The organism is Agromyces arachidis, from assembly GCF_052805135.1.
Window position 1 is genome coordinate 495,271 of sequence record NZ_JBRBDK010000001.1, and the last position, 24,531, is coordinate 519,801.

22 protein-coding genes are annotated in these 24,531 nt (G+C 72.5%); 12 read left to right on the forward strand and 10 right to left on the reverse strand.

The features are described from left to right. Positions 1 to 19: 19 nt before the first annotated feature. Positions 20 to 349 (forward strand): metal-sulfur cluster assembly factor, encoded by a 330-nt coding sequence (locus tag ACUY4T_RS02365; protein WP_336570156.1) that lies wholly within the window; start codon positions 20 to 22, stop codon positions 347 to 349. A 93-nt stretch (positions 350 to 442) separates the two neighbouring features. On the opposite strand, the gene ACUY4T_RS02370 is transcribed toward ACUY4T_RS02365, so the two are convergent. The 8 genes from ACUY4T_RS02370 to ACUY4T_RS02405 all read right to left on the reverse strand — a co-directional run bounded on the left by ACUY4T_RS02370 (position 443) and on the right by ACUY4T_RS02405 (position 9,717). After that, positions 443 to 676 (reverse strand): hypothetical protein, encoded by a 234-nt coding sequence (locus ACUY4T_RS02370; protein WP_446017280.1) that lies wholly within the window; start codon positions 674 to 676, stop codon positions 443 to 445. Then, entirely contained in the window at positions 676 to 1,122 is a 447-nt protein-coding gene (locus ACUY4T_RS02375) for a GNAT family N-acetyltransferase (protein ID WP_446017281.1), read from the reverse strand. The genes ACUY4T_RS02370 and ACUY4T_RS02375 overlap by 1 nt, the downstream gene beginning before the upstream one ends. Continuing rightward, the gene (valS, locus tag ACUY4T_RS02380) at positions 1,119 to 3,713 is read right to left on the reverse strand and encodes a valine--tRNA ligase (RefSeq protein WP_446017282.1); all 2,595 of its coding nucleotides are present in this window, start codon (positions 3,711 to 3,713) and stop codon (positions 1,119 to 1,121) included. Before valS ends, ACUY4T_RS02375 begins: the two co-directional genes overlap by 4 nt. A 131-nt stretch (positions 3,714 to 3,844) precedes the next feature. Next, the gene (locus tag ACUY4T_RS02385; protein WP_446017283.1) at positions 3,845 to 4,465 is read right to left on the reverse strand and encodes a hypothetical protein; all 621 of its coding nucleotides are present in this window, start codon (positions 4,463 to 4,465) and stop codon (positions 3,845 to 3,847) included. A gap of 75 nt (positions 4,466 to 4,540) precedes the next feature. Next, positions 4,541 to 6,229 carry a dipeptide ABC transporter ATP-binding protein gene (locus ACUY4T_RS02390; RefSeq protein ID WP_446017284.1) on the reverse strand — a complete coding sequence of 563 codons (1,689 nt, stop codon included), beginning with the start codon at positions 6,227 to 6,229 and terminating at the stop codon, positions 4,541 to 4,543. Next, positions 6,226 to 7,101, reverse strand: coding sequence for an ABC transporter permease (locus ACUY4T_RS02395; protein ID WP_446017285.1), 876 nt, complete (start codon positions 7,099 to 7,101; stop codon positions 6,226 to 6,228). The genes ACUY4T_RS02390 and ACUY4T_RS02395 overlap by 4 nt, the downstream gene beginning before the upstream one ends. Further along, positions 7,098 to 8,078: an ABC transporter permease gene (locus ACUY4T_RS02400; protein ID WP_446017286.1), complete on the reverse strand. Its 981-nt coding sequence runs from the start codon at positions 8,076 to 8,078 to the stop codon at positions 7,098 to 7,100. The genes ACUY4T_RS02395 and ACUY4T_RS02400 overlap by 4 nt, the downstream gene beginning before the upstream one ends. After that, complete coding sequence (locus tag ACUY4T_RS02405) at positions 8,056 to 9,717, reverse strand: ABC transporter substrate-binding protein (protein ID WP_446017287.1); 1,662 nt, start codon at positions 9,715 to 9,717, stop codon at positions 8,056 to 8,058. Before ACUY4T_RS02405 ends, ACUY4T_RS02400 begins: the two co-directional genes overlap by 23 nt. A 126-nt stretch (positions 9,718 to 9,843) precedes the next feature. On the opposite strand from ACUY4T_RS02405, the gene ACUY4T_RS02410 reads away from it, so the two are divergent. The 5 genes from ACUY4T_RS02410 (at position 9,844) to ndk (ending at position 15,950) form a co-directional block, all read left to right on the forward strand. Next, on the forward strand, positions 9,844 to 10,326 hold the full coding sequence (locus ACUY4T_RS02410) for a GntR family transcriptional regulator (protein ID WP_446017288.1): 483 nt from the start codon (positions 9,844 to 9,846) through the stop codon (positions 10,324 to 10,326). Positions 10,327 to 10,466: 140 nt separating this feature from the next. Further along, a complete protein-coding gene (gene ileS, locus ACUY4T_RS02415; RefSeq protein WP_446017289.1) occupies positions 10,467 to 13,772 on the forward strand; it encodes an isoleucine--tRNA ligase in 3,306 nt (1,101 codons plus the stop codon). Beyond that, positions 13,769 to 15,133, forward strand: a complete 1,365-nt coding sequence (locus ACUY4T_RS02420; protein WP_446017290.1) for a bifunctional folylpolyglutamate synthase/dihydrofolate synthase — start codon at positions 13,769 to 13,771, stop codon at positions 15,131 to 15,133. The genes ileS and ACUY4T_RS02420 overlap by 4 nt, the downstream gene beginning before the upstream one ends. Further along, on the forward strand, positions 15,130 to 15,531 hold the full coding sequence (locus ACUY4T_RS02425; RefSeq protein ID WP_446017291.1) for a DUF4233 domain-containing protein: 402 nt from the start codon (positions 15,130 to 15,132) through the stop codon (positions 15,529 to 15,531). The genes ACUY4T_RS02420 and ACUY4T_RS02425 overlap by 4 nt, the downstream gene beginning before the upstream one ends. After that, a complete protein-coding gene (gene ndk, locus ACUY4T_RS02430; RefSeq protein WP_446017292.1) occupies positions 15,528 to 15,950 on the forward strand; it encodes a nucleoside-diphosphate kinase in 423 nt (140 codons plus the stop codon). Before ACUY4T_RS02425 ends, ndk begins: the two co-directional genes overlap by 4 nt. 84 nt (positions 15,951 to 16,034) lie before the next feature. On the opposite strand, the gene ACUY4T_RS02435 is transcribed toward ndk, so the two are convergent. After that, positions 16,035 to 16,658 carry a vitamin K epoxide reductase family protein gene (locus ACUY4T_RS02435; protein ID WP_446017293.1) on the reverse strand — a complete coding sequence of 208 codons (624 nt, stop codon included), beginning with the start codon at positions 16,656 to 16,658 and terminating at the stop codon, positions 16,035 to 16,037. Between the two features lie 270 nt (positions 16,659 to 16,928). Here ACUY4T_RS02435 and ACUY4T_RS02440 point away from each other — a divergent pair, with 270 nt between their 5' ends. Next, positions 16,929 to 19,664 carry an Rne/Rng family ribonuclease gene (locus ACUY4T_RS02440; RefSeq protein WP_446017294.1) on the forward strand — a complete coding sequence of 912 codons (2,736 nt, stop codon included), beginning with the start codon at positions 16,929 to 16,931 and terminating at the stop codon, positions 19,662 to 19,664. Here the strand turns inward: ACUY4T_RS02440 and ACUY4T_RS02445 are convergent. Beyond that, complete coding sequence (locus ACUY4T_RS02445) at positions 19,650 to 19,931, reverse strand: DUF4031 domain-containing protein (RefSeq protein ID WP_446017295.1); 282 nt, start codon at positions 19,929 to 19,931, stop codon at positions 19,650 to 19,652. The genes ACUY4T_RS02440 and ACUY4T_RS02445 overlap by 15 nt on opposite strands. A gap of 242 nt (positions 19,932 to 20,173) precedes the next feature. Here ACUY4T_RS02445 and rplU point away from each other — a divergent pair, with 242 nt between their 5' ends. The 5 genes from rplU (at position 20,174) to ACUY4T_RS02470 (ending at position 24,496) form a co-directional block, all read left to right on the forward strand. After that, positions 20,174 to 20,482 carry a 50S ribosomal protein L21 gene (gene rplU / locus ACUY4T_RS02450; protein ID WP_353827598.1) on the forward strand — a complete coding sequence of 103 codons (309 nt, stop codon included), beginning with the start codon at positions 20,174 to 20,176 and terminating at the stop codon, positions 20,480 to 20,482. 21 nt (positions 20,483 to 20,503) lie between these two features. Beyond that, complete coding sequence (rpmA, locus tag ACUY4T_RS02455) at positions 20,504 to 20,761, forward strand: 50S ribosomal protein L27 (RefSeq protein WP_445967040.1); 258 nt, start codon at positions 20,504 to 20,506, stop codon at positions 20,759 to 20,761. 72 nt (positions 20,762 to 20,833) lie between these two features. Then, a complete protein-coding gene (gene obgE / locus ACUY4T_RS02460) occupies positions 20,834 to 22,372 on the forward strand; it encodes a GTPase ObgE (RefSeq protein WP_446017296.1) in 1,539 nt (512 codons plus the stop codon). Beyond that, on the forward strand, positions 22,369 to 23,154 hold the full coding sequence (proB, locus tag ACUY4T_RS02465) for a glutamate 5-kinase (RefSeq protein ID WP_446017297.1): 786 nt from the start codon (positions 22,369 to 22,371) through the stop codon (positions 23,152 to 23,154). The genes obgE and proB overlap by 4 nt, the downstream gene beginning before the upstream one ends. Positions 23,155 to 23,200: 46 nt before the next feature. Further along, positions 23,201 to 24,496, forward strand: coding sequence for a glutamate-5-semialdehyde dehydrogenase (locus ACUY4T_RS02470; protein WP_446017298.1), 1,296 nt, complete (start codon positions 23,201 to 23,203; stop codon positions 24,494 to 24,496). The last annotated feature ends 35 nt before the right edge of the window (positions 24,497 to 24,531 follow it).

Here is a 24,531-nt window from a genome sequence, read left to right on the forward strand (position 1 = left end):
GCGCCGGTAGGATTCGACCATGGTCACCTCACTCGCCCCGGAGCGCTACGACCAGATCAGCGAGGCGCTGAAGGACGTCGTCGACCCCGAGCTCGGGGTCAACATCGTCGACCTCGGCCTCATCTACGACCTGAGCTGGGACGACGAGAACGACGCGCTCGTCATCCACATGACCCTCACCAGCGCGGGCTGCCCGCTGACCGACGTCATCGAGGAGCAGACCGCCGAGTCGCTCGACGGCGTCGTCGAACGATTCCGCATCAACTGGGTGTGGATGCCGCCGTGGGGTCCCGAGCGGATCACCGACGACGGCCGCGACATGATGCGCGCGCTCGGCTTCGCGATCTGATCCCCGCCTCAGCAGCAACGACGAACGGCCCGCCCCGATCCGGGGCGGGCCGTTCCGTCGTCTCCGGCAGGACCGGACCGGTTCAGTCGACGATCACCACTCGTCGTCGGATTGCGCCGCCGTCCCCGACGGGGGGAGCCCGCCGGTCGTGACGACCGTGCCGTCGTCGAGCTCGGCGATCGGTCGCCCTTCGAGCCACGTCAGCGTCCAGTGCCGCCCGGCTCCGTCGGCTGCGCGCTGCTCGGCCTCCCGGATGCGGGGGAGGAGGTCCTCGGGAACCGAGGCGGGCGGCGTCGCGCCGAATGCCCAGCGGGTGCCGAGGCGCATCAGAGTTCCATCTCGAACGCCACGGCCGCGTCGCGGCGGCCCAGCTCGTCCGAGATGCGGATGCCCTCCGCGTCATCCGGGTCGGCGGCCCAGCTCACGCGGGTGGCGTGCAGCTCGACGGCCCGCTCGCGAACCGTGCGGAGCATCTGGCGGGCCACGCCGTTGCGCCGGTGCTCGCCGTCGACGTAGAGGTCGTCGACGACCAGGCCGACGCTCCCGTCGATCGTGCGCGGCTCGGGGTGGTAGTGCACGAGGCCCACCGGGGTGTCGTCCTCCGAGAGCGCCATGATGCCCCGCAGCGCGCTCCGCGGGTCCTGGATCCAGCTCCACACGACGAGCGCCTTGGTGTCGTCGAGCTCCACCCCGCGGACGCGGCAGTACGCCTCGAACAGCGGCAGCCAGCCGAAGAAGTCGCCGTCGCGGATCTCGCGGATCGTCACGCTCATGCGCGAGCCTCCTCTGCGGGAACGTCGAGCACGACATCGCGCACCTGGAGCGCGTCGGCGGCGTCGAATCGGAGCTCGGCGATGCGGCCCACGGCTCGCAGGTCGCCCTCAGCGGACGCGAGGAGTGCCGTCGCGGCCTCCGGCGCGGCGATCACCGCGCTCGCGACCGGGGTCTTCTGGGACGCCTTCGCGTCGGTCTTCGCTCGACGGATGCCGGTCAGTGCGAGGCTCGCCAGCTCGAGGAGCTCCACGCCGGCGTCGCCTCGCGCCGCGAGCTCGTCGGTGCCCGGCCAGCTCGCGCGGTGCACCGAACCCTCGTTCGACCAGCTCCACGCCTCCTCGGCCGCGTAGGGGATGACGGGCGCGAACAGGCGGAGCAGCACGCTGAGCGCGGTCTTCAGCGCGGCGACCGCGGAGGCCTGCTCGGCGCTCGGCGCGCCGTACGCGCGCTCCTTCACGAGCTCGAGGTAGTCGTCGCAGAACGTCCAGAAGAACGTCTCCGAGACCTCCAGCGCCCGGGCGTGGTCGTACGACTCGAGCGCACGCGTCGCCTGCTCGACGACGGTCGCGAGGCCCGCGAGCATGCTGCGGTCGACCGGCACCGTCACCGCGGCATCCGCCGCGCCCTCGAAGCCGAGGATGAACTTCGCGGCGTTCAGGACCTTGATGGCCAGCCGCCGGCCGATCTTGACCTGCGTCGGGTTCTGCGGGTCGAAGGCCGCGTCGGTGCCGAGGCGCGAGGATGCGGCCCAGTAGCGCACCGCGTCGGCGCCGTGCTGGTCGAGGAGGCCGGCGGGCGTGACGACATTGCCCTTCGACTTCGACATCTTCTTGCGGTCGGGGTCGACGATGAACCCGGAGATCGCGGCGTTCGCCCAGGGCGCGACGCCGTGCTCGAGTTCGGCGCGCAGCGCCGTCGAGAACAGCCAAGTGCGGATGATGTCCTGTCCCTGCGGGCGGAGCGAGTACGGGAACACCAGGTCGAACAGCTCCGGGTCGCGTTCCCAGCCGCCCGCGAGCTGCGGGGTCAGCGACGAGGTGGCCCAGGTGTCCATCACGTCGTGCTCGCCGACGAAGCCGTTCGGCTCGCCGCGCTGCGACTCCTCGTAGCCGGGCGGGGTCGCCGACGAGGGGTCGACCGGCAGCATCTCGCGCGTGGCGAGGATGGGCTCGTCGAACACCGGGTCGCCCGCGGCGTCGATCGGGTACCACACCGGGATGGGCACGCCGAAGAAGCGCTGGCGCGAGATGAGCCAGTCGCCCGACAGGCCGCCGACCCAGTTCTCGTAACGCACGCGCATGAAGTCGGGGTGCCAGTCGATCTCGCGGCCGCGGTCGAGGAGCTTCGACTTCAGCGCCTCGTCGCGTGCGCCGTTGACGATGTACCACTGGCGGGTCGACACGATCTCGAGCGGGCGGTCGCCCTTCTCGAAGAACTTCACGGGGTGCGTGATCGCCTTGGGGTCGGCCAGCAGGGCGTCGGACTCGCGGAGCAGCGCCACGACGGCCTGCTTGGCCGAGAACGCGGTCTTGCCGGCGAGCTTCGCGTACGCCTCGAGGCCGGCCTCGGAGGTGATCGCCTCGGGCGCCTCCGCGATGACCCGTCCGTCGAAGCCGATGATCGCGCGGTTCGGCAGGTTCAGCTCGCGCCACCAGACGACGTCGGTCACGTCGCCGAACGTGCAGATCATGGCGATGCCGGTCCCCTTGTCCTTCTGAGCGAGGTGGTGCGCCACGACGGGCACCTCGACGCCGAACACCGGGGTGGTCACGGTCGTGCCGAACAGCGGCTGGTAGCGCTCGTCGTCGGGGTGCGCCACGAGCGCGACGCAGGCGGGGATCAGCTCGGGGCGGCTCGTCTCGATCTCGACGTGCCCGCCGCCCGGCTTGGCGAACGCGACGCGGTGGTAGTGGCCGGGCTGCTCGCGGTCCTCGAGCTCGGCCTGCGCCACGGCGGTGCGGAACGTCACGTCCCACAGCGTGGGTGCGAGCGCCTGGTAGGCCTCGCCGCGCTCGACGTTGCGGAGGAACGCGAGCTGGGAGGTGAAGAGCGCCTCGTCGGCGATGGTGCGGTAGGTCTGGGTCCAGTCGACCGACAGCCCGAGCATGCGCCAGAGCGCCTCGAACTGCTGCTCGTCCTCGACGGTGAGCTGCTCGCACAGCTCGATGAAGTTGCGGCGGCTGATGGGCTGCTGATCGGCGGCCTTCACGCTCTTGCCCTCGCCGCCCTGGAACGGCGGCACGAAGTCGGGCTGGTATGGCAGCGACGGGTCGCAGCGAACGCCGTAGTAGTTCTGCACGCGACGCTCGGTCGGCAGGCCGTTGTCGTCCCAGCCCATCGGGTAGAACACGCGCTTGCCCCGCATGCGCTGGAAGCGCGCGACCACGTCGGTGTGCGTGTATGAGAACACGTGCCCGATGTGCAGGGACCCCGACGCGGTGGGCGGCGGGGTGTCGATCGAGTACATGCACTCGCGCGTCGCGCCGTCACGCTCGAACCGGTAGGTGCCCTCGGTCTCCCAGACGCCGCCCCACTTGGTCTCGAGGCCCTCGAGGGCGGGCTTGTCGGGAATGCGCGCGGTGTCGGTCATGATGCTCCGGTTCGGTATGTGCGGCACCGAGTCCATTGGGGTGCCTGAATGTGCGACGATCAAGCCTACCCGAGGCGGGCCGCGGGGGAGTGCGGGGGTGGGAGGGCTCCCGGGCGGGGCGCGCGGGAGGCTCAGCCCCTGACGATGGTCACGGAGTTGTGCGTGACGCCCGACGGGCCGCTGAGGGTGACCGTGTAGACCTGGCTCTCCTCGGAGCACTGGTACGCGAGGTTCGAGTAGTTCGACGCGGAGGTCGGCACCGATTCGTACGGGGCGGCCTGCGCGTCCGTCGTGCCCACGCCGATCCACGCCTCGGTCGCGCCCTCGCTGGACCAGCTGAACACCAGCGGCACGGATGTCGCGCCGCCGGAGCAGTCGGCGGTCGCGGGCTCCGCGCTGAACGACGTGAACACCGGGCCGGACACCGGCTCGGTGGTGGGTTCGGATGTGGGCTGCACCGGGGTCGAGGTCGTCGTCGGCTCCGGGCTCGCGGTGGCCGTCGGCGTGGCGCTGGGTGAGGCCGAGGGGGTCGGGCTGGCGGTCGGCGCCGCGATCGGCGTCGCGCCGGGCCGGAGGAGCAGGAAGAGCAGGAGCACCACCACCGCGACGGCGAGCGCGGCGATCGCGACCCACATCCACCGCATCCGGCGGGCGGCGGTCGCGTTCTCCGGCTCGCTGCCTGCGTCGGCCGTGTCGAGCCGCTCCGTCGCGGGCTCGTGCGGGACCGGTCGCGTCGCGTCGTCGTCCGTCATGGCGCCTCCCCGGGGCTCGGCCCGATGCTACCGGCGCCGGTGCGCGCGCGGCAACGGTCCCGTGGACCCGGGCGCTCAGGCGTCGACTCGGGGTGCGTCGGCGACGAGCTGCGCGGTGTACGGATGGCGCGGCGAGCCGAAGACCGCCTCCGCGTCGCCGGATTCGACGATGCGACCGGTGCGCATGACCGCGACGCGGTCGCTCATGTGGCGGACCACGCCGAGGTCGTGGGAGATGAAGAGCATCGCGAGCCCGCGTCGCCGTTGCAGGTCGTCGAACAGGTCGAGGATCTGCGCCTGGACCGTGACGTCGAGCGCGGACACCGGCTCATCGCAGATCAGCACGTCGGGCTCGGTCGCGAGGGCGCGTGCGATCGCGACGCGCTGCCGCTGACCGCCCGACAGGGTGAGCGGCCGCCGGCCTGCGACCGGTCGCGCGAGGCCGACCTGGTCGAGCAGTTCGACGATCCGACGGTCGCGGTCGCGTCGCGAGGCACGGGGGAGGGCCAGCGCGACGGCGTCATCGAGGATGCCGTGCACGCTCCATCGCGGGTCGAACGAACTCAGGGCGTCCTGGTACACGGCGCCGATGCGACGGCGGAGCGGGCGGCGCTCGCGCTCGGGCCGGTGCGACCATGGTGCGCCGGCGAGCGTGACCTCGCCCGCATCGGGATCGGCGAGGCCGAGGGCCAGCCGCGCCACCGTGGTCTTGCCCGACCCCGACTCGCCGACGAGCCCCAGCGTCTCGCCCGCCGAGAGCGACAGGGTCACGTCGTCGACCGCCGTGAGGCGGCCGCCGCGTACCGGGAAGGTCCTGACCACCCCGTCCAGGCGCAGGAGGACGGCGTCGGATCCGACCGCCTCCGGGCGCGGGGCGGGTGCGAGGTCGCCGGGTCCGGCCGCCAGGTCCGGCTCGGTCCGAGCGGGGCCGGCCCCTGCCGCCACGAGGCGGGTGCCACGGGGACGCTCGGTGGGCACGGCGTCGATCAGCGACCGCGTGTACGCCGTCCGGGGGGCGCGGAGGAGCTGGTCGGCCGGGCCCGACTCGATCACCGCGCCGTCGCGCATCACGATGATCCGGTCGGCCAGCCGGCCGACGACCGCCAGGTCGTGGCTGATCAGCAGCAGGCCCGTCCCGCGCGACCTGATCTCACCGAGCAGTGCGAGGATCCGCGCCTGCACGGTGACGTCGAGCGCCGTCGTCGGCTCGTCGGCGATGACCAGCGGCGGATCCAGCGCGAGCGCCGAGGCGATGAGCGCGCGCTGCCGCAGGCCGCCGGAGAGCTCGCCCGACCGTCGGCCCGCCGCGGCGGGGGGATCCGGCATGCCCACCCGGTCGAGCAGTTCGATCGCGCGCCTGCGACGCTCCGCCGCCGGCATCCGCTCGTGGATGCGCAGTGCGTCCTCGATCTCGCGGCCGATCGGTCGGAGCGGATCGAGGGAGACGAGCGCGTCCTGGAGGATGAGGCCGATGCCGCGCCCGCGGATCGAGCGCCAGGTGCGCTCGTCCGCCTCGGCGACGTCCCGGCCGAGCACGGTCAGCCGCTCCGCGGTCGTCCGCGAACCGGGTCCGGCGAGACCGAGGAGCGACCGCGCCGTGACGCTCTTCCCGGAGCCGGACTCGCCGACCACGGCGACGCACTCGCCGGGCATGATGCGCAGCGAGACCCCGTGCACGACCTCGTCGCCGCCGAACGCGACGCGCAGGTCGACCGCATCGAGCAGCGGCGCGCCCTCGCCGACGCCGGCCGAGCGGGCGGTCATCGCGCCTCCCGGCGCCGGCGCGTGAGCGCGCGGCCGAGGACCGTGGTGGCCACGGTCGTGCCGACGATCATGAGCCCCGGGAAGACCGTCATCCACCAGGCGGTCGCGAGGTAGGTGCGACCCGCGGCGAGCATGGCCCCCCACTCCGCCGCGGGAGGCTGCGCTCCGAGCCCGAGGTAGCTGAGCGCCGACGCCCACACGATCGCCTGGCCCACGCCGAGCGTCGCGAGCACGAACAACGGGACGAGGGCGTTCGGCAGCACGTGCGCGGTGAGGATCCGTCCGGGCGGATGCCCGAGGACCCGGGCGGACTCGATGAACGGCGCCGTGCGGATGGCGGTCAGCTGCCCGCGGATGATGCGCGCGTACCCGGGCGCGGTGGACAGCCCGACCGCGATCGTCGCCGTGACGGGACCCGGGCCGTAGATCACGATGACGAGCAGCGCGAGCAGCAGTCCGGGGAAGGCGAACAGCACCTCGACCAGCCGGCTCACCCCGAAGTCGAGCACCCGCCCGCCGAAGCTCGCCACGATCCCGAGCACCAGGCCGAGCACCAACGCGATCCCGGTGGCGGTGACGCCGATGAGCAGGGAGGTCCCGGTGCCGGCGACGACCCGGCTGTACACGTCCCGGCCCGACTCGTCGGTGCCGAACCAGTGCGCGGTCGACGGGGGCATGAAGGCCTCCGACGCCGAGATCGCATCGGGCGGCTGCGTCTGCACCAGGCCGGGGGCGACCGTCGCGACCAGGAGGAACGCGACGAACGCGAGGGAGAGCACGGTGCCGGCCCGCGGCATCCGGGGTCGGCGGCGCACCCCGTCGTGCGCCGCGGCGGAGTCGACCGTGGTCTGCCGGAGTTCGAGCTCGCTCATCGGGCCCCGTCCTGCCGGAGGCGCGGATCCGCGATCCGGGATGCCAGGTCGGTGAGCACCGTCATGACGACGTAGACGAGCGCGACCAGGAGCACGACGCCGACCACGACGGGGATGTCGCGCAGGGTGACCGCCTGGAGGAGGGTCCGTCCGAGTCCGGGCATGGCGAAGATGGTCTCGACGACGACCGCCCCCGACAGGAGCCAGCCGAGCGCCCATCCGGACAGGCTGATGCCCGGCAGCGCGGCATGGCGGATGGTGTGCCGCAGTCGCACGCCCGCGGTGCTCTCGCCGCGGGCCCGCGCCGACACGACGAAGGGCTGCTCGAGGGCGTCGAGCAGGCTCTCGCGCATGACCTGCGCGAGGAACCCCGCGAGCGGGATCGCGAGGGTGACGACCGGGAGCACGAACCCGGCCGGCGTGCCCGTGGAGACGGGCGGGAACCACCCCAGGCCCGTGCTGAACACGGCGATGAGCACGGCGGCGAGCCAGAAGTGCGGGAGCGCCGCCGCGGTGAGCTCGACGCCCTCGCCGACGGCCGTGGCGATCCGACCTCGGCCGGTCGACCAGAGGGACAGCGCGAGCGCCAGCATCCAGGCCGTCGCGAGCGACAGGAGGGCGAGCAGCAGCGTGCCGCCGAGCTGGGCGCCGAGCAGTTCGGCGACCGGCATCTTCAGGGCGTACGAGGTGCCGAGGTCGCCGGTGGCCAGGCGGCCGAGCATCGCGACGTACTGCACGACCAGCGGCTGGTCGAGCCCGTACTCCTCGCGGACGAGGTCGAGGGCCTCCTGCGACGCCTGCGAGCCGGGGCCGCCGAGGATCGCCTGCGCCGGGTCGCCCGGGACGAGCCGGATGGCGAAGAAGGTCAGCGTCGCGACGGCCCACATGACGAAGGCGGCGCCGCCGAGCAGCACCGCGACGTGACGCGCGGTGCTGCGGCGGCGCCGATGCGGCTCAGTCGGCGAGCCAGGCGTCATGGAAGCTCGGCGTCGACACGGTCGGCATCGCGCGCGCCCCGCGCACGGACGGGTCGAGCAGGAAGCCGTTCTGCTGGTCGTACAGCGGCAGCAGGTAGTACCCGCCGAGGATGAGCTGCTGCGCCTGCTCGTACAGCTCCGCCCGCGCCTCGGGGTCGCCCTCGCCGGCCGCCCGCGTGAGCAGGGCGTCCACCTCGGGGTCGTCGAGCTGGGCGAGGTTTGCGAAGTAGCCGCTCGGAGCCGGGGTGATGCTGTCGGAGTGGTAGAGGATGCGGAGCACGTCCGGTCCGACCTTGGTGTACGGCGCGCTCACGATCTCGTACTCGTTCGCGAAGAGCCGGCCGTACCAGCTCGACAGGTCGAGCAGGTCGATGACCACCTCGAAGCCGGCCTCCTTCGCCGTGGCCTGCACCTGCTCGAACAACGACTGCTCGGCCGGGATCGACTGGTTCGTGCTCACCGGGAAGCGGAGCGTCAGCCGCTCGCCGTCCCGGGTCCGGATGCCGTCCTCGTCCCGCTCGGTCCAGCCGGCCTCGTCCAGCAGCTCGTTCGCGCGGTCGAGGTCGGGTTCGAACAGCGACTCGTCGGAGTAGGCGAGCGCCTCGACCGACGACAGGGCGGAGTACGAGCGGTCGGCGGTGCCGAAGAAGAGGGCGTCGATGCCGTCGTCGACCTGGACGGCGCGGATGAACGCCTCGCGCACGCGCTCGTCGTCGAACGGCGTCTGCCCGGAGTTGAGCTCGATCCGGTTCGATGCGCCTGGTCGCGGCGCATCCAGCCACGTGAACGCACCGGACTCCTCCGCGGCGGCGATCGTGTCGGGCTGCGGGTTGTCGATCACGTCGACCTGGCCGCCCTGCAGCGCGGCGTACCGCGACGCGGCATCCGGCACGAAGCGCCAGTCGATCGCCTCGAGGTACGCGGGGCCCTCGTGCTCGGCGTCGGCCGGGGCCGAGGAGTAGTCGTCGTTGCGCACCAGGGTCACGCGGTCCTGCTTGACCCACGCGTCGACCACGAACGGGCCGGTTCCGACCGGCGCCTCGCAGTTCTCCTCCATCCCGCGGGCGATCCCGGCAGGGGACTGGATCGCCGTCCAGGGCTGGCTCAGCGACTCGAGGAGCGCGCTGTCGGGGGTCGTGAGCACGAACCGGGCGGTGAGGTCGTCGACGGCCTCCACCCGCTCGACCTTGCCCATCGCGAGGTACCCGGTCGAGGACTGCGTCGCCGGGTCCTGGAGGTGCTCGACGTTCGCCTTCACGGCGGCCGCGTCGAACGGGGTGCCGTCGGTGAACGTCACGCCCTCGCGGAGCGAGAAGTCCCACGTGAGGCCGTCCTCCGACGACTCCCACGACTCGGCGAGCCAGGGGATGATCTCGCCCGAGGCGTCGCGCGAGACGAGCGATTCCAGGAACTGCCCGGCGAGCAGCGCCTGCGGGTAGTTGCCGCCGACGTGCGGGTCGAGGCAGGTCGGCTCGGCGTCGCCGCTCGCGTAGACGAGCGTGCCGCCCTCGACGGGCTCGTCCGAGGCCTCGGGCTCCCCGGCCTGGCAGCCGGTGAGCGCGAGCGCCGACGCGATGCCGGCGGCGACGAGGGCGGATCGGCGCCGGGGGCGCCGGGTGGTCAGGGGAGCAGCACGCATCGAGGTCCTTGCAGGAGGGGAGGGGGAGGGGCCGCGCATCGGCGGGGGCCCGGATCATCCTGACACCGGCACGCAGCCCTCACAAGCGGATTGTTCGCATACGACTAGAACAACGATAATGGCGTCGTGCTCATACGCGTCGATCCGAGCCAGCCGACACCCCTGCACCGCCAGATCTCCAGCGGCATCCGCGCCGCGATCGTCGACGGGCGACTCGCCGGCGGCGAACGACTGCCCGCCGCCCGCGAGCTCGCGGCATCCGTCGGCGTCAACATGCACACCGTCCTCCGCGCCTACCGCGCGCTCCGCGACGAGGGGCTCATCGAGCTCCATCGGGGGCGCGGCGCCGTCGTCCTCGTCCGGCTCGGCGGCCACGGCGCCCTCGCCGGCGCGATCCACGACCTCGTCGACGAGGCGAAGGCGCGCGACCTGCCCGAGCCCGCGCTGCTCGAGCTGATCGCGGAGGCGTACCGATGGACCCCGGGCGGACCGGCCACGGGCGTGCGACCTCCGCCGACGACCCGGTACGCTGGGAGGACCGACATCGATCCGGCCATCACCGGGGAGTCTTCGGAAGAACGGCGCGCAGCCAGACCGCGAGCCCAGTAGAACCGAACGGGGCAGGCCCGTCACAGCCGCAGCACGAGAGGTCCGGCGCTCGCCGCCGGGCAAGCGGGGTGGTACCGCGCAGGCGTCCGAACGGCCGTCGGCGTCCTCGCGGTAGGTGATCCGTCCCGCAAGGAGCGCGCGTGTACCCCCGCAACGACGACCAGCCCGTGGCCCCGTCGCCCGACTTCCCCGCCATCGAGCGCGACGTGCTCGCGCACTGGAAGGCCGACGGCACGTTCCAGGCCTCCATCGACCAGCGCGACGGCGCCGACGAGTGGGTCTTCTACGACGGCCCGCCGTTCGCGAACGGACTGCCGCACTACGGACACCTCCTCACCGGGTACGCGAAGGACCTCTTCCCGCGCTTCCAGACCATGCGCGGCAAGCAGGTGCACCGACGCTTCGGATGGGACACCCACGGCCTGCCCGCGGAACTCGAGGCGGAACGGCAGCTCGGCATCACCGACAAGTCCGAGATCGAGCGCATGGGCATCGCCGCGTTCAACCAGGCCGCGCGCGACGCCGTCCTGCGCTACACCGAGGAGTGGGAGGAGTACGTCACCCGCCAGGCGCGATGGGTCGACTTCGAACACGACTACAAGACCCTCGACGTGACCTTCATGGAGTCGGTCGTCTGGGCCTTCAAGCGGCTCTTCGACAAGGGGCTCGCCTACGAGGGCCACCGCGTGCTCCCGTACTGCTGGCGCGACCAGACCCCGCTGTCGAACCACGAGCTCCGCATGGACGACGACGTCTACAAGATGCGCCAGGACCAGACCGTCACGGTCACGTTCCCCCTGACCGGCGCGAAGGCGGAGTCGCTCGGGCTCACCGCCGTGCGCGCGCTCGCCTGGACGACCACGCCCTGGACGCTCCCGACGAACTTCGCGCTCGCCGTGGGTCCCGACATCGAGTACGCGGTCGTGCCCGCCGGCCCGAACGGCACCCCGGACGCCACGGTCCTCCGCGAGCGGGCGGGCGGCGCGCCATCCGACACCGAGGTGCTCGGCGGCGAGTACCTGATCGCGGTCGACCTCGTCGGCAACTACGCCAAGGAGCTCGGCTACGACTCGGCCGACGAGGCGCGCACCGCCGTCTCGCGCACGGTGCGCGGCGCCGAGCTCGAGGGCGTGACCTACGACCGCCTCTTCGACTACTACGCCGACGTCGAGCGCTGGGGCCTCGAGCGCGCCTGGACGATCCTCGTGGCGGACTACGTCACCACCGAGGACGGCACCGGCATCGTGCACCAGGCTCCCGCCTACGGCGAGGAGGACCAGAAGGCGTGCGAGGCGGCCGGCATCCCGGTCATCCTCTCGCTCGACGAGGGCGGGCGGTTCCTGCCCGAGGTCACGGATGTCGCGGGCCAGCTCTGGAGCGACGCGAACAAGCCGCTCACGCAGCTGCTGAAGGCCGAGGGGCGACTGCTCCGGCAGGCGAGCTACGAGCACTCGTACCCGCACTGCTGGCGCTGCCGCAACCCGCTCATCTACCGCGCCGTCTCGAGCTGGTTCGTGCGCGTGCCCGACTTCCGCGACCGCATGGAGGAGCTCAACCAGCAGGTCGAGTGGGTCCCGGCGAACGTCAAGGACGGCCAGTTCGGCAAGTGGCTCTCCGGCGCGCGCGACTGGTCGATCAGCCGCAACCGCTACTGGGGCTCGCCGATCCCGGTGTGGAAGAGCGACGACCCGGCCCACCCGCGCATCGACGTGTACGGATCGCTCGAGGAGCTCGAGCGCGACTTCGGCCGACTTCCGCTGAACCAGCACGGCGAGCCCGACCTGCACCGGCCGTACATCGACGAGCTGACCCGGCCGAACCCCGACGACCCGACCGGGCGCAGCACGATGCGCCGCATCCCGGACGTGCTCGACGTGTGGTTCGACTCGGGCTCGATGCCGTTCGCGCAGGTGCACTACCCCTTCGAGAACCGCGAGTGGTTCGACACGCACAACCCGGCCGACTTCATCGTGGAGTACATCGGGCAGACGCGCGGCTGGTTCTACACGCTGCACGTGCTCTCCACGGCGCTCTTCGACCGCCCGGCGTTCAAGAACGTCGTCAGCCACGGCATCGTGCTCGGCAACGACGGCCAGAAGATGTCGAAGTCGCTGCGCAACTACCCGGACGTGAACGAGGTGTTCGACCGGGACGGCTCCGACGCGATGCGCTGGTTCCTCATGTCGAGCTCCGTGCTGCGCGGCGGCAACCTCGTCGTCACCGAGGAGGGCATCCGCGAGGGCGTGCGCCAGCTGATGCTGCCGCTCTGGAGCACCTGGTACTTCTTCTCGCTCTACGCCAACACGGCGCGCGAGGGCGGCTACGAGGCGTCCCGCCGAACCGACTCGACGGACGTCCTCGACCGCTACCTGCTGGCCAAGCTCCGCGAGCTGGTCGAGGCGGTGACCGCCGACCTCGAGGAGTTCGACTCCCCGCTCGCGGCGCAGAAGCTGCGCGACTTCGGCGACGTCCTCACGAATTGGTACGTGCGCCGCTCGCGTGACCGGTTCTGGGAGGGCGTCGGCGAGGACGGCTCCGGAAGCGAGGCCTTCGACACGCTGTACACCGTCCTCGAGACCCTCACGCGCCTCGCGGCACCCCTGCTCCCGCTCGTCAGCGAGCAGGTGTGGCGGGGACTCACCGGCGGCCGCAGCGTGCACCTCGCCGATTGGCCCGAGGCCTCGGAGTTCCCGGCCGACCCCGGGCTGGTCGCCGCGATGGACTCGGTGCGCGCGGTGACGGGTGCGGTGCTGGCGCTGCGCAAGCAGGCCGGACGGCGCGTGCGCCTCCCGCTGGCCTCGCTCACCGTGGTGGCGGCCGATGCCGCGGCGCTCGCGCCGTTCGAGGCGATCCTGCGCGACGAGCTCAACGTCAAGCGCGTCGACCTCGTCGCCCTCGACGAGTCGAGCGCGGCCGAGTACGGCGTCACGAAGCGCCTGACGGTGAATGCGCGTGCGGCCGGCCCCCGCCTCGGCAAGCAGGTCCAGCAGGCGATCCAGGGAGCGCGGGGCGGCGACTGGTCGCTCGACGGCGACACCGTCGTGGCCGGAGGGGTGGCGCTCGAGCCGGGCGAGTACGACCTGGTGCTCGAGGCCGGCGGCGCCGGCGGCGACGGTCGCGTCCTGGGGCTCCTCGCCGACGGCGGCTTCGCCATCCTCGACATCGCGACCACCCCCGAGCTCGAGGACGAGGGCCGAGCCCGCGACATCGTGCGGGCCGTGCAGGAGTCGCGGAAGGCCGCTGGGTTCGAGGTCGGCGACCGCATCCGGCTGACGCTCGCGCTCGACGCGCCGAGCCTCGCCGCGGCCGTCGCCCACCGCGACCTCATCACCGGCGAGACGCTCGCGGTCGACCTCGACGTGCACGAGCTCGACGAGGCGTCGGCCGGCGAGGTCACGCCGCTCGCGGGCGGCACCCGGGTGCGGATCGGAGTGGAGAAGGCATGACCGTCGAGCCCGCCCCGGAAGAGCGCGACGCCGCCGACGCGGTGTACGCCGCCCTGCTCGCCCGCGTGGGCGAGGGGTCGCCGCAGCCCCGGCTCGACGCCACGCGTCGCGCGGTCGAACTGCTGGGAGACCCGCATCGAGCCGCGCCCGTGATCCACCTCACCGGCACGAACGGCAAGACCTCGACGAGCCGGATGATCGAGAGCCTCCTGCGCGCGCAGGGCCTGCGGACCGGCCTCCTGACGAGCCCGCACCTCGTGCGGTTCACCGAGCGGATCCGCATCGACGCCGAGCCGATCGCCGATGAGGCCGTCGCGCGCATCTGGGACGAGATCGCTCCCGTGCTCGAGCTCGTCGACGCCGAGCTCAGCGGGCGCGCCGAGGAGCCGCTGACCTTCTTCGAGGCACTGACGGTGCTGGCGTTCGCCGCCTTCGCCGACGCGCCCGTCGACGTCGTCGTGCTCGAGGTCGGGATGGGCGGCGAGTGGGACTCGACGAACGTCGCCGACGGCCAGGTCGCGGTCATCACGCCGATCGCCATCGACCACGCGGACCGGCTCGGGCGCACGGTCGCCGAGATCGCCCGCACGAAGGCGGGCATCATCAAGGCCGACGCCGCGGTCGTGACCGCGTTCCAGGCGCCGGAGGCGCTCGAGGTGCTTCACGAGGTCGCCGGGGCGCGGAACGCCACCGTGGCCGTCGAGGGCGGCGCGTTCGCGATCCTCGACTCCAAGGTGGCCGTGGGCGGCCAGCTCGTGTCGGTGCGCGGACTCGCGGGGGAGTACCGCGATCTCGCGCTCCCGCTCTACGGCCGCCACCAGGCCGAGAACGCCGCCATCGCGATCGCGGCGGTCGAGTCGTTCCTCGGCGGCGGGGTCCGCCTCGCCGACGAGGTCGTGGAGGCGGGGTTGGCCGCGGCGACCTCGCCCGGCCGGCTCCAGGCCGTCTCGGTCGACCCGCCGGTGCTGGTCGACGCCGCGCACAACCCGCACGGCGCGGCCGCGCTCGTCGAGGCGCTCGGCGAGTACTTCGACTTCGACGAGCTCGTCATCGTCCTCGGCGTCCTGGGCGACAAGGACGCCGAGGGGATCGTCCGGGCGCTCGCGCCCACCGGCGCGCGGTTCCTGGTCACGCAGTCCGAGTCCGACCGGGCGATCCCGGCCGGCGAGCTCGCGGCATCCGTCGCCTCGATCGTCGGACCGGAGCGGGTCGAGGCCGTCGACCGGCTCGACGACGCCCTCGACGAGGCACGCGAGTGGGCCTCCTACGGCGACCGGCGCGGCGTGCTCGTGACCGGGTCGATCACGCTGGTGGGCGACGCGATCGCGATCGCCGAGGACCGCGAATGGAAGGCCCGATGACCACCGCCTCCGCTCCCGAGCCGCGTTCGGTGCGCCGCACGCTCGCGAGCATCGTGCTCGCGTTCGAGGTCGTCGTCGTGTTCCTCGCCGCCCTCGTCATCTGGGGGCTGTCGCGCGAGGAGGGCGCCGGAGCCGGACTGCCGGAGTGGGCCCCGCTCGCGGGCGGGGGCCTCGTGATCCTGGCCCTCGTCGGCACCATGGGCGTGCTCCGGCACGAGTGGGCGTACGGCCTGGGCTGGGCGATCCAGGCCGTCATCCTCGCGTCGGGGCTGCTCAACCCCGCGATGTTCGTCGTCGGTGCCATCTTCGGCGGCATGTGGGCCTACTGCATGATCGTCGGCGCACGCATCGACCGTGATCGGGCGGCGACCGCCGCCCCAGAAAGGGAACCCGAATGACCACCCCCATCGAAGAGACCCTGGTGCTCGTCAAGCCCGACGGCGTGGCGCGCAACCTCACGGGCGAGATCCTGCGCCGCATCGAGGCGAAGGGCTACTCGCTCGTCGACATCCGCATGGTGCAGCCGGACCGGGACCTCCTCGCGGCGCACTACGCCGAGCACGAGGGCAAGCCGTTCTACGAGCCGCTCATGGAGTTCATGGAGTCCGGCCCCGTCGTCGCGATGCGGGTCGCGGGCAACCGCGTCATCGAGGGCTTCCGGGTCCTCGCCGGCGCGACCGATCCGACGACCGCCGCGCCCGGCACGATCCGCGGCGACTTCGGCCGTGACTGGGGCCTCCGCGTCCAGCAGAACCTGGTGCACGGTTCGGACTCGGTCGAGTCGGCCGAGCGCGAGCTCGCGCTCTGGTTCGCCTGACCCCACCGCGCACGCGGGCGACACGGCGGCGGGATCCGGGGACGGATGCCGCCGCCGTCGGCGTCCGGGTCGGCGACGGCCGGATCAGAACAGGTTCTGCAGGTCGATCATGACCCGGGGGATCGCGTTCATCTGGACCTGCGCGAGGAGGACCACGATCGCGTAGCAGGCGATCGTGATGACGACCACCCACCCCATGAGCACGCCGGCGACCCGGCGCCCGCGGTCGCCGACGGGGATCACGCCGTCGCGGAGGTTCCGCAGCGTCACGACCCAGAACACCGGGATCGTCACGGCCCAGGTGAGCATGCACCACGGGCACAGCACGTCGAGCACGTAGATGCTCTGGGCGATGAGCCAGATCACGAACGCGAGCGCGCCCGCGACGCCGACGTTCAGCCCGATCCAGTACCAGCGCGCGAAGCGGGCTCCCGCGAGCAGCGCCATCGCGGTGGTGATCACCACCGGCCAGGCCATCAGCCCGATCAGCGGATTGGGGAACCCGAACACGGACCCCTGCTCGGATCCGAGGTTCACGCTGCACCCGACGAGCACGCCGACGTTGCAGCCCGGGACGTAGCCGGGATTCGAGAGGGTGAGGATCTTCTCCAGCGTCAGTTCGAACGCCGCGAGGAGTCCGAGGACGCCGGCGATCAGCAGGAAGACCGCGAGCGCGACCTGCCGTGACGAGCGGGGGGAGTCGGGCATGCCCGGTATTCTGGCACGCCGATTCCGCCGGGCGCCGGGAGACCGTGCGATAATCTTTGCAGTCGCCCGGGCCGCGCCCGGTGCGACGCCAACGAGGGCTTTGAGGATGCACCGCATCCGCATCCGCGGACGAACCGCGAGATTTGGCGTCACCGGCACCCGCCGGGCGCAGCAGAGAAGGATTGGCGGTCCGGCGCACGGCGACGGGCCGCTCCGAGGAGTACGGGCGAGGTGGCGCGGCCACCGCCCAGGCGTAGGAGTGCACCAGAGATGGTGGAAGACAACGGAACACCGACGAACGCATCGGCATCGGGAGATTCCCCGCGACGGAAGACCGGCCTGTTCGGCGCGCGACGCACCGGACGGCGATCCGCGCAGGTCGTGCCGCACGCGACCGGCGAGGTGACGGAGACCCCCCGGGCCGACGCAGCCGCGGCCGGAGCATCCCCGGACGAGTCGGGCGAGGCGAGCGCAGAGGTCGCGGCGCCCTCGGAGTCGGCGGCCGCGGCGTCCGTCGCCGCCACCGAAGCGGGAGGGGCGCCGCAGGAGTCCGCCACGGCGGACGCTCCTGCCGCGGAGGCTCCGTCGGCCGGGACGAGCGAGGCGACCGAGGGCGAGGAGCCCTCCGGCTCCGAGCGTCCCGAGGAGGGCGGCGCCGACGCGCCGGCGGCGGCCGAGTCGCCGATCCCCGCGGTCCTCTCGACGACGTCGCTGATCTTCCACGCGCCCCCGGTGTTCCAGCCGCCGGCCAACGACCAGGGCGACCGCGATCGGGGCGACCGCGACCGCGGCGACCGCGACGGGAACCGCGAGCCGGCAGGCGAGGGCTCCAGCGTGCGCCGCCGGTCCCGGCGACGCAGCGGCGAGGAGTCGCGCGGCTCGGGCGACGAGCCCGCGAACACCGTCGTCAAGGTGCGCAAGCCCCGTGAGCCCGAGCTCATCACCGAGCCGCAGAAGGTGAAGGGGTCGACGCGCCTCGAGGCGAAGAAGCAGCGCCGCCGCGACGGTCGCGACGCCGGTCGTCGCCGTGCGGTCATCACCGAGGCGGAGTTCCTCGCGCGCCGCGAATCGGTCGACCGCCGGATGGTCGTGCGCCAGAAGGGCGGCCGGATCCAGATCGGCGTGCTCGAGGACGACGTGCTCGTCGAGCACTACGTCGCCCGCAACCAGGACGCGTCGCTCATCGGCAACGTCTACCTCGGCCGCGTGCAGAACGTCCTGCCGAGCATGGAGGCGGCCTTCGTCGACATCGGTCGCGGGCGCAACGCGGTCCTGTACTCCGGCGAGGTCGACTGGGAGGCCGCCGCCGAGAACGGCGAGAAGAACCAGCCGCGACGGATCGAGCTGGCGCTGAAGCCCGGCGATCGCGTGCTCGTGCAGGTCACCAAGGATCCGGTGGGCCACAAGGGCGCCCGGCTGACCAGCCAGATCTCCCTCCCGGGCCGCTACCTCGTCTACGTGCCGAACGGCTCGATGAACGGGATCAGCCGCAAGCTCCCCGACACCGAGCGCGCGCGCCTGAAGAAGATCCTCAAGGAGGTGCTGCCGGAGAACCAGGGCGTCATCGTGCGCACCGCCGCCGAAGGCGCCACGGAGGAGCAGCTCACCCGCGACGTGAACCGCCTCGTGAGCCAGTGGAAGGACGTCTCGGAGACGATCGAGAAGGTCCAGGCCCCGGCCCTGCTGCACTCCGAGCCGGACCTGCTCATCAAGATCGTCCGCGACGTCTTCAACGAGGACTTCCAGAAGATGATCATCTCGGGCGACGACGCGCGCCGGACGATCGAGAAGTACCTCGGCCAGGTCGCGCCCGACCTGCTCGAGCGCGTGGAGGCGTACGAGGGCGAGCGCGACGCGTTCGACGAGTTCCGCATCACGGAGCAGATCGAGAAGGCCCTCGATCGCAAGGTGTGGCTGCCGTCTGGCGGTTCGCTCATCATCGACCGCACCGAGGCGATGACCGTCGTCGACGTCAACACGGGCAAGTTCGTCGGCTCCGGCGGCAACCTCGAGGAGACGGTCACCAAGAACAACCTCGAGGCGGCGGAGGAGATCGTCCGGCAGCTCCGGCTCCGCGACATCGGCGGCATCATCGTCGTCGACTTCATCGACATGGTGCTCGAGTCCAACCGCGACCTCGTGCTGCGTCGCCTGGTCGAATGCCTGTCGCGCGACCGCACCAAGCACCAGGTCGCCGAGGTGACCTCGCTCGGGCTCGTCCAGATGACCCGCAAGAAGCTCGGTCTCGGGCTGCTCGAGACCTTCAGCGAGCCGTGCGAGGTCTGCGCCGGACGCGGCATCATCGTGCATCACGAGCCGGTGGCGAAGCACCGCGCCCCGCAGCAGCAGGTCGAGCGTCGACGCAACCGCGGCGGCGGCAACAGCGGTGGCGGCAACGGCGGCGGCGGCTCCTCGCAGCCGTCGAGCCCCGACAAGGCGCACGCCGGCACGCACGCGATCACCGAGGACGTCAAGCACGCCCTCGCCCAGATCGCCGCCTCGACCGTGGCGCACGCCGAGCAGAAGTCCCAGGCGCCGGATGCCGCCGTGGAGGCCGCCGCCGAGCCGACCCGCACTCCCGAGTCCGAGCCCGCGGCCGAAGCACCGTCCGGCCGCCGTCGGGGTCGCCGTCGCGCCTCGCGCGGTGGCGCGGCCGACGCGTCGACGGGGTCGGCCGCGTCGACCGAGGCGCCCGCGGCGCCCGCGGAGTCGGGCGAGCCGAAGGCCGAGCCGGAGCGCGCCGCCGAGGAACCCCGCACCGAGCGCGCGACGCCCGTCATCGAGCTGCCCGAGGCCCAGGCCCGGCGCGAGCGCCCCGCGCGCGTGCCGGAGGCCGAGGTGCTCCTGGACTCGATGCTCGACTCGCTGCCGGCGCCCAAGCAGCCCGGCGAGGGCCGTTCCCGTTCGCGCAGCCGGCGCGTGTCGACCGCGGCGCTGAGCCCGGCGGGTGCCCCGCCGGTCATCACGCGCCCGGACGGCGCCGACGCGGGTTCAGCGGCCGAGTGAGCGGCGCCGGTCGCGCGGCGTGACCCGGAGCCCGCTGGCGGCGAGCCGGCGGACGAGCTCGCGCGGCGGGACCGGCTCCGCGCCGGCGGCGACGAGTTCGTCGTAGCGCTCGGCGGGCACGTCGTAGTGGTCGAGGTCGAAGCCGCGGGCGGGGATCCCGTTCCGCTCGGCGAAGGCCACGAGCTCGTCGATCGACGTGTCGCTCACCAGGTGCGACCACACCGTGCCGTGCTTCGGCCACAGCGGGGGATCGATCAGCACGGCCATGGCGCCGAGTGTACGCCGGGGGAGTGCGGCATCCGCGTGGCACCGGTCCGACACGCGTGTGGGGCGCGTTTGACCGGTCCAGCGCCATCCGTGTAAACTCGTCCGTTGGTGCCGCCGCTTATCCCGGTGGGCACGCACAGTTTTCTGGCAGTGACGACCCTCCTTCCCGCTGGGGTCATCCGCGCAGTGACATCCCATCAGTTAGGCGGAGCCGCATGGCTCCCTGGAGATAGGTACGAGAAGTGGTTTACGCAGTAGTGCGCGCCGGTGGTCGGCAGGAGAAGGTCGAGGTCGGCACCATCGTGACGATGGACCGGATCAAGGCCGACAAGGACGGCAACGTGCAGCTCACGCCCGTCCTCCTCGTCGACGGCGACAAGATCACCTCCGACGCGAAGTCGCTCGCCAAGATCACGGTCACGGCCGAGGTCCTGAACGACCTTCGCGGTCCGAAGATCGTGATCCAGAAGTTCAAGAACAAGACCGGCTACAAGAAGCGCCAGGGCCACCGTCAGGAGCTCACGCGCGTCAAGATCACCGGCATCAAGTAACGGCCAGAGGAGACAGGGACAATGGCACACAAGAAGGGTGCGAGCTCCACTCGCAACGGTCGTGACTCGAACGCGCAGTACCTCGGCGTGAAGCGCTTCGGCGGCCAGGTCGTCAAGGCCGGCGAGATCCTCGTCCGCCAGCGCGGCACCCACTTCCACCCCGGTGCGGGTGTGGGTCGCGGCGGCGACGACACGCTGTTCGCCCTCGAGGCGGGTGCGGTCGAGTTCGGCAAGAAGGGCGGCCGCAAGGTCGTGAACATCGTCTCGGTCGACGCGTAAGCAGCGACCGGTAGTCGTGAGGGCGGGCTTCGGCTCGCCCTCATGTGTTTCCCGAGAAGGAGTGATGCGGCGATGGTGAGCTTCGTCGACCAGGTGCGCCTGTTCCTGCGCGCCGGCCACGGCGGCAACGGCTGCGTGTCGGTGCGCCGTGAGAAGTTCAAGCCGCTCGCCGGCCCCGACGGCGGCAACGGCGGTGACGGCGGTGACATCGTCCTCGTCGCCGACCCGCAGGTGACCACCCTGCTCGCGTACCACGGCCGCCCCCACCGGTCGTCCGAGAACGGCCAGCCGGGCATGGGCGACAACCGTTCCGGCGCCACCGGCGAGCCGCTCGAGCTGCCCGTCCCCGTGGGCACCGTCGTGAAGGACGCCGACGGCACCGAGCTCGCCGACCTCACCGAGCCGGGCATGCGCTTCGTCGCCGCACCCGGCGGCCAGGGCGGGCTCGGCAACGCCGCGCTCGCATCGCAGAAGCGCAAGGCGCCGGGCTTCGCACTGCTCGGCACGCCCGGCTTCGAGGGCGAGGTCACCCTCGAACTCAAGACCATCGCGGACGTCGCGCTCGTCGGATTCCCCTCGGCCGGCAAGTCCAGCCTCATCGCGGCGATGTCGGCCGCGCGGCCCAAGATCGCCGACTACCCCTTCACGACCCTGCACCCGAACCTCGGCGTCGTCCAGGCGGGCGACCACCGGTTCACCGTCGCCGACGTGCCCGGCCTCATCGAGGGGGCGAGCGAGGGCAAGGGGCTCGGCCTCGAGTTCCTCCGTCACGTCGAGCGCTGCTCCGCGCTGCTGCACGTGCTCGACTGCGCCACGCTCGAGCCCGGCCGCGACCCGATCAGCGACCTCGAGGTCATCCTCCGCGAGCTCGAGGCGTACGAGGTGCCCGAGGGCCAGACCCCGCTCCTCGAGCGGCCGCAGCTGGTGGCGCTGAACAAGATCGACGTGCCCGAGGCCCGCGAGCTCGCGGAGTTCGTGCGACCCGAGCTCGAATCCCGCGGCTACCGCGTCTTCGAGATCTCGACGGTGAGCCACGAGGGCCTCCGCCGGATCGGGTTCGCCCTCGGCGAGATCGTCGACCGCGCCCGAGCGGATGCCGCCCAGGAGCCCGCCGCGCCGCGCATCGTCCTGCGTCCCAAGCCGGTGCACGACGCCGGATTCGTGGTGAAGCCGGAGGGCGGCAGCTACGGCACCATCTACCGCGTGCTCGGCGCCAAGCCCGAGCGGTGGGTGGCCCAGACCGACTTCACCAACGACGAGGCCGTCGGCTACCTCGCCGACCGGCTCGCTCGCCTCGGCGTCGAGGACGAGCTGGTGCGCGCGGGTGCGATCGCCGGTTCGACCGTGGTGATCGGCCCGGGGGCCGGCGTCGTGTTCGACTGGGAGCCCACGCTCACCTCGACGGCGGAGCTCATCACGTCCCCCCGCGGCAGCGACATCCGCCTCGACGACAACCGGCGAGCCACGCGGGCCGAGCGCCGCGGCGAGTACCACGACCGCATGGACGCGAAGGCGGAGGCCCGAGCCGAGCTCGAGCGCGAGCGCGAGGCCGGCCTCTGGGCGGACGACGCCGACCAGCCGGATGCCGGGGGCGAGGAGACGGAGCGGTGACCCCGCTGACGCGCGCCGACCTGCCCGCCGCGAGGCGCATCGTCGTCAAGGTCGGCTCCTCGTCGATCAGCGGTGAGAACTCGGCGCAGATCGGTCCGCTCGTGGACGCCCTCGCCGCCGCCCACGCGCGGGGGACCGAGGTCGTGCTCGTGTCCTCCGGTGCCATCTCCACAGGCATCCCGTTCCTCCGCCTCTCGACCAGGCCGACCGACCTGGCCACGCAGCAGGCGGCCGCCGCGGTCGGGCAGAACGTGCTCATGTGGCGCTACCAGACCAGCCTCGACCGCTACGGGATCGTCGCCGGGCAGGTGCTGCTCACCGCCGGAGACCTCGAGCACGCCACGCCCCGCTCGAACGCCCAGCGCGCCATGGACCGCCTGCTCGAGATCCGCGTGCTCCCGATCGTCAACGAGAACGACACCGTCGCCACGCACGAGATCCGGTTCGGCGACAACGACCGGCTCGCGGCGCTCGTCGCCGAACTCGTGGGAGCCGACGCGCTGGTGCTCCTCTCCGACGTCGACGCCCTGTACACCCGGCCCCCGCATCTCGACGGTGCGGAGCGGATCTCGGACGTCGCCTTCGGCGACGAGCTGGCCGGCGTCGAGATCGGGTCGGTGGGCCGCGCCGGGGTGGGCACGGGCGGCGCGGAGACCAAGGTGTCCGCCGCCCGCATCGCCGCGGCATCCGGCACCGCCGTGCTGATCACCGCGACCTCGCTCGTGGCCGAGGCGCTCGCGGGATCGCCCGTCGGGACCTGGTTCGAGCCGTCCGCCGGCTGACGTCGCACCCGCCGCCATCCGCCTGACGGCGAACTAGGCTGGCAGCATGACCGACGTCCGGATCGACCCCGCCATGGACTTCGAGGCGCGCCTCGCGGCCGTCCTCGACGAGCGCCTCGCCGCCGCGAAGGAGGCATCGCGCCGGCTCGCGCGAGCCACGACCGCCGAGAAGGACGCCGCGCTCGAGGCCATCGCGGCGCAGCTTCGCGCGCGGGTCGGCGAGATCGTCGCGGCGAACGCCGCCGACCTCGAGGCCGGACGCCGCGACGGGCTCGCCGAGGGCCTGCTCGACCGGCTCATGCTCGACGAGCGCCGGGTCGGCGCCATCGCCGACGCGGTGCTCGACGTCGTCGCCCTCACCGACCCGGTGGGGCAGACCCTGACCGGTCGCACGCTGCCGAACGGCGTCCGCATCGAGCAGGTGCGCGTTCCCCTCGGCGTGGTCGGCGCCATCTACGAGGCGCGGCCCAACGTCACGGTCGACATCGCGGCGCTCGCGCTCAAGAGCGGCAACGCCGTCGTCCTCCGCGGCGGCTCCGCGGCGGAGCGCACGAACGCCGTGCTCGTCGACGTCCTCCGCGAGGCGATCGCGTCCGCCGGCCTCCCCGGCGAGGCGGTCCAGACCGTCGACGACTTCGGCCGCGACGGGGCGCGGCACCTCATGCGCGCGCGGGAGTACGTCGACGTGCTGATCCCGCGCGGCAGCGCCGCGCTCATCCGTGCGGTCGTCGACGAGGCGACGGTGCCCGTCATCGAGACCGGCGCGGGAGTCGTGCACATGTTCCTCGACGCCAGCGCCCGCGAGGACTGGTCGGTCGACCTCGTCCACAACGCCAAGGTGCAGCGACCCAGCGTGTGCAACGCCCTCGAGACGCTGCTCGTCCACGCCGACGCCGCGGAGCGGGTGCTGCCCGCGGTGCTCGCACGGCTGGAGGACTCCGGCGTCACCGTCCACGGCGACGAGCGGGTGCGCGCGCTGCACCCGTCCGCGGTGCCCGCCACCGACGAGGACTGGGCCACCGAGCACATGAGCCTGGACCTGTCCGTCGGGATCGTCGACTCGCTCGACGACGCGCTCGCGCACATCCGCCGCTACTCGACGAAGCACACCGAGTCGATCATCACGAACGACCTCGCCAACGCGGAGCGCTTCCTCGACGAGGTGGACGCCGCGGCCGTGATGGTGAACGCGTCCACCCGCTTCACCGACGGCGCCGAGTTCGGCTTCGGCGCCGAGGTGGGCATCTCGACGCAGAAGCTGCACGCGCGGGGGCCCATGGGCCTGCCCGAGCTGACCAGCTCGAAGTGGATCGTGCGCGGCGCCGGACACGCCCGGGCGTGACGTGGTCGAGCGCCGACCGCGATGAAGGCCGGCGG

Excerpts from the sequence above, each read along its gene's own strand:
- ACUY4T_RS02365 (WP_336570156.1), top strand. The coding sequence starts at position 20 with ATGGTCACCTCACTCGCCCCGGAGCGCTACGACCAGATCAGCGAGGCG.
- ACUY4T_RS02370 (WP_446017280.1), bottom strand. The coding sequence starts at position 676 with ATGCGCCTCGGCACCCGCTGGGCATTCGGCGCGACGCCGCCCGCCTCG.
- ACUY4T_RS02375 (WP_446017281.1), bottom strand. The coding sequence starts at position 1,122 with ATGAGCGTGACGATCCGCGAGATCCGCGACGGCGACTTCTTCGGCTGG.
- valS (WP_446017282.1), bottom strand. The coding sequence starts at position 3,713 with ATGACCGACACCGCGCGCATTCCCGACAAGCCCGCCCTCGAGGGCCTC.
- ACUY4T_RS02385 (WP_446017283.1), bottom strand. The coding sequence starts at position 4,465 with ATGACGGACGACGACGCGACGCGACCGGTCCCGCACGAGCCCGCGACG.
- ACUY4T_RS02390 (WP_446017284.1), bottom strand. The coding sequence starts at position 6,229 with ATGACCGCCCGCTCGGCCGGCGTCGGCGAGGGCGCGCCGCTGCTCGAT.
- ACUY4T_RS02395 (WP_446017285.1), bottom strand. The coding sequence starts at position 7,101 with ATGAGCGAGCTCGAACTCCGGCAGACCACGGTCGACTCCGCCGCGGCG.
- ACUY4T_RS02400 (WP_446017286.1), bottom strand. The coding sequence starts at position 8,078 with ATGACGCCTGGCTCGCCGACTGAGCCGCATCGGCGCCGCCGCAGCACC.
- ACUY4T_RS02405 (WP_446017287.1), bottom strand. The coding sequence starts at position 9,717 with ATGCGTGCTGCTCCCCTGACCACCCGGCGCCCCCGGCGCCGATCCGCC.
- ACUY4T_RS02420 (WP_446017290.1), top strand. The coding sequence starts at position 13,769 with ATGACCGTCGAGCCCGCCCCGGAAGAGCGCGACGCCGCCGACGCGGTG.
- ACUY4T_RS02425 (WP_446017291.1), top strand. The coding sequence starts at position 15,130 with ATGACCACCGCCTCCGCTCCCGAGCCGCGTTCGGTGCGCCGCACGCTC.
- ndk (WP_446017292.1), top strand. The coding sequence starts at position 15,528 with ATGACCACCCCCATCGAAGAGACCCTGGTGCTCGTCAAGCCCGACGGC.
- ACUY4T_RS02435 (WP_446017293.1), bottom strand. The coding sequence starts at position 16,658 with ATGCCCGACTCCCCCCGCTCGTCACGGCAGGTCGCGCTCGCGGTCTTC.
- ACUY4T_RS02440 (WP_446017294.1), top strand. The coding sequence starts at position 16,929 with ATGGTGGAAGACAACGGAACACCGACGAACGCATCGGCATCGGGAGAT.
- ACUY4T_RS02445 (WP_446017295.1), bottom strand. The coding sequence starts at position 19,931 with ATGGCCGTGCTGATCGATCCCCCGCTGTGGCCGAAGCACGGCACGGTG.
- rpmA (WP_445967040.1), top strand. The coding sequence starts at position 20,504 with ATGGCACACAAGAAGGGTGCGAGCTCCACTCGCAACGGTCGTGACTCG.
- obgE (WP_446017296.1), top strand. The coding sequence starts at position 20,834 with ATGGTGAGCTTCGTCGACCAGGTGCGCCTGTTCCTGCGCGCCGGCCAC.
- ACUY4T_RS02470 (WP_446017298.1), top strand. The coding sequence starts at position 23,201 with ATGACCGACGTCCGGATCGACCCCGCCATGGACTTCGAGGCGCGCCTC.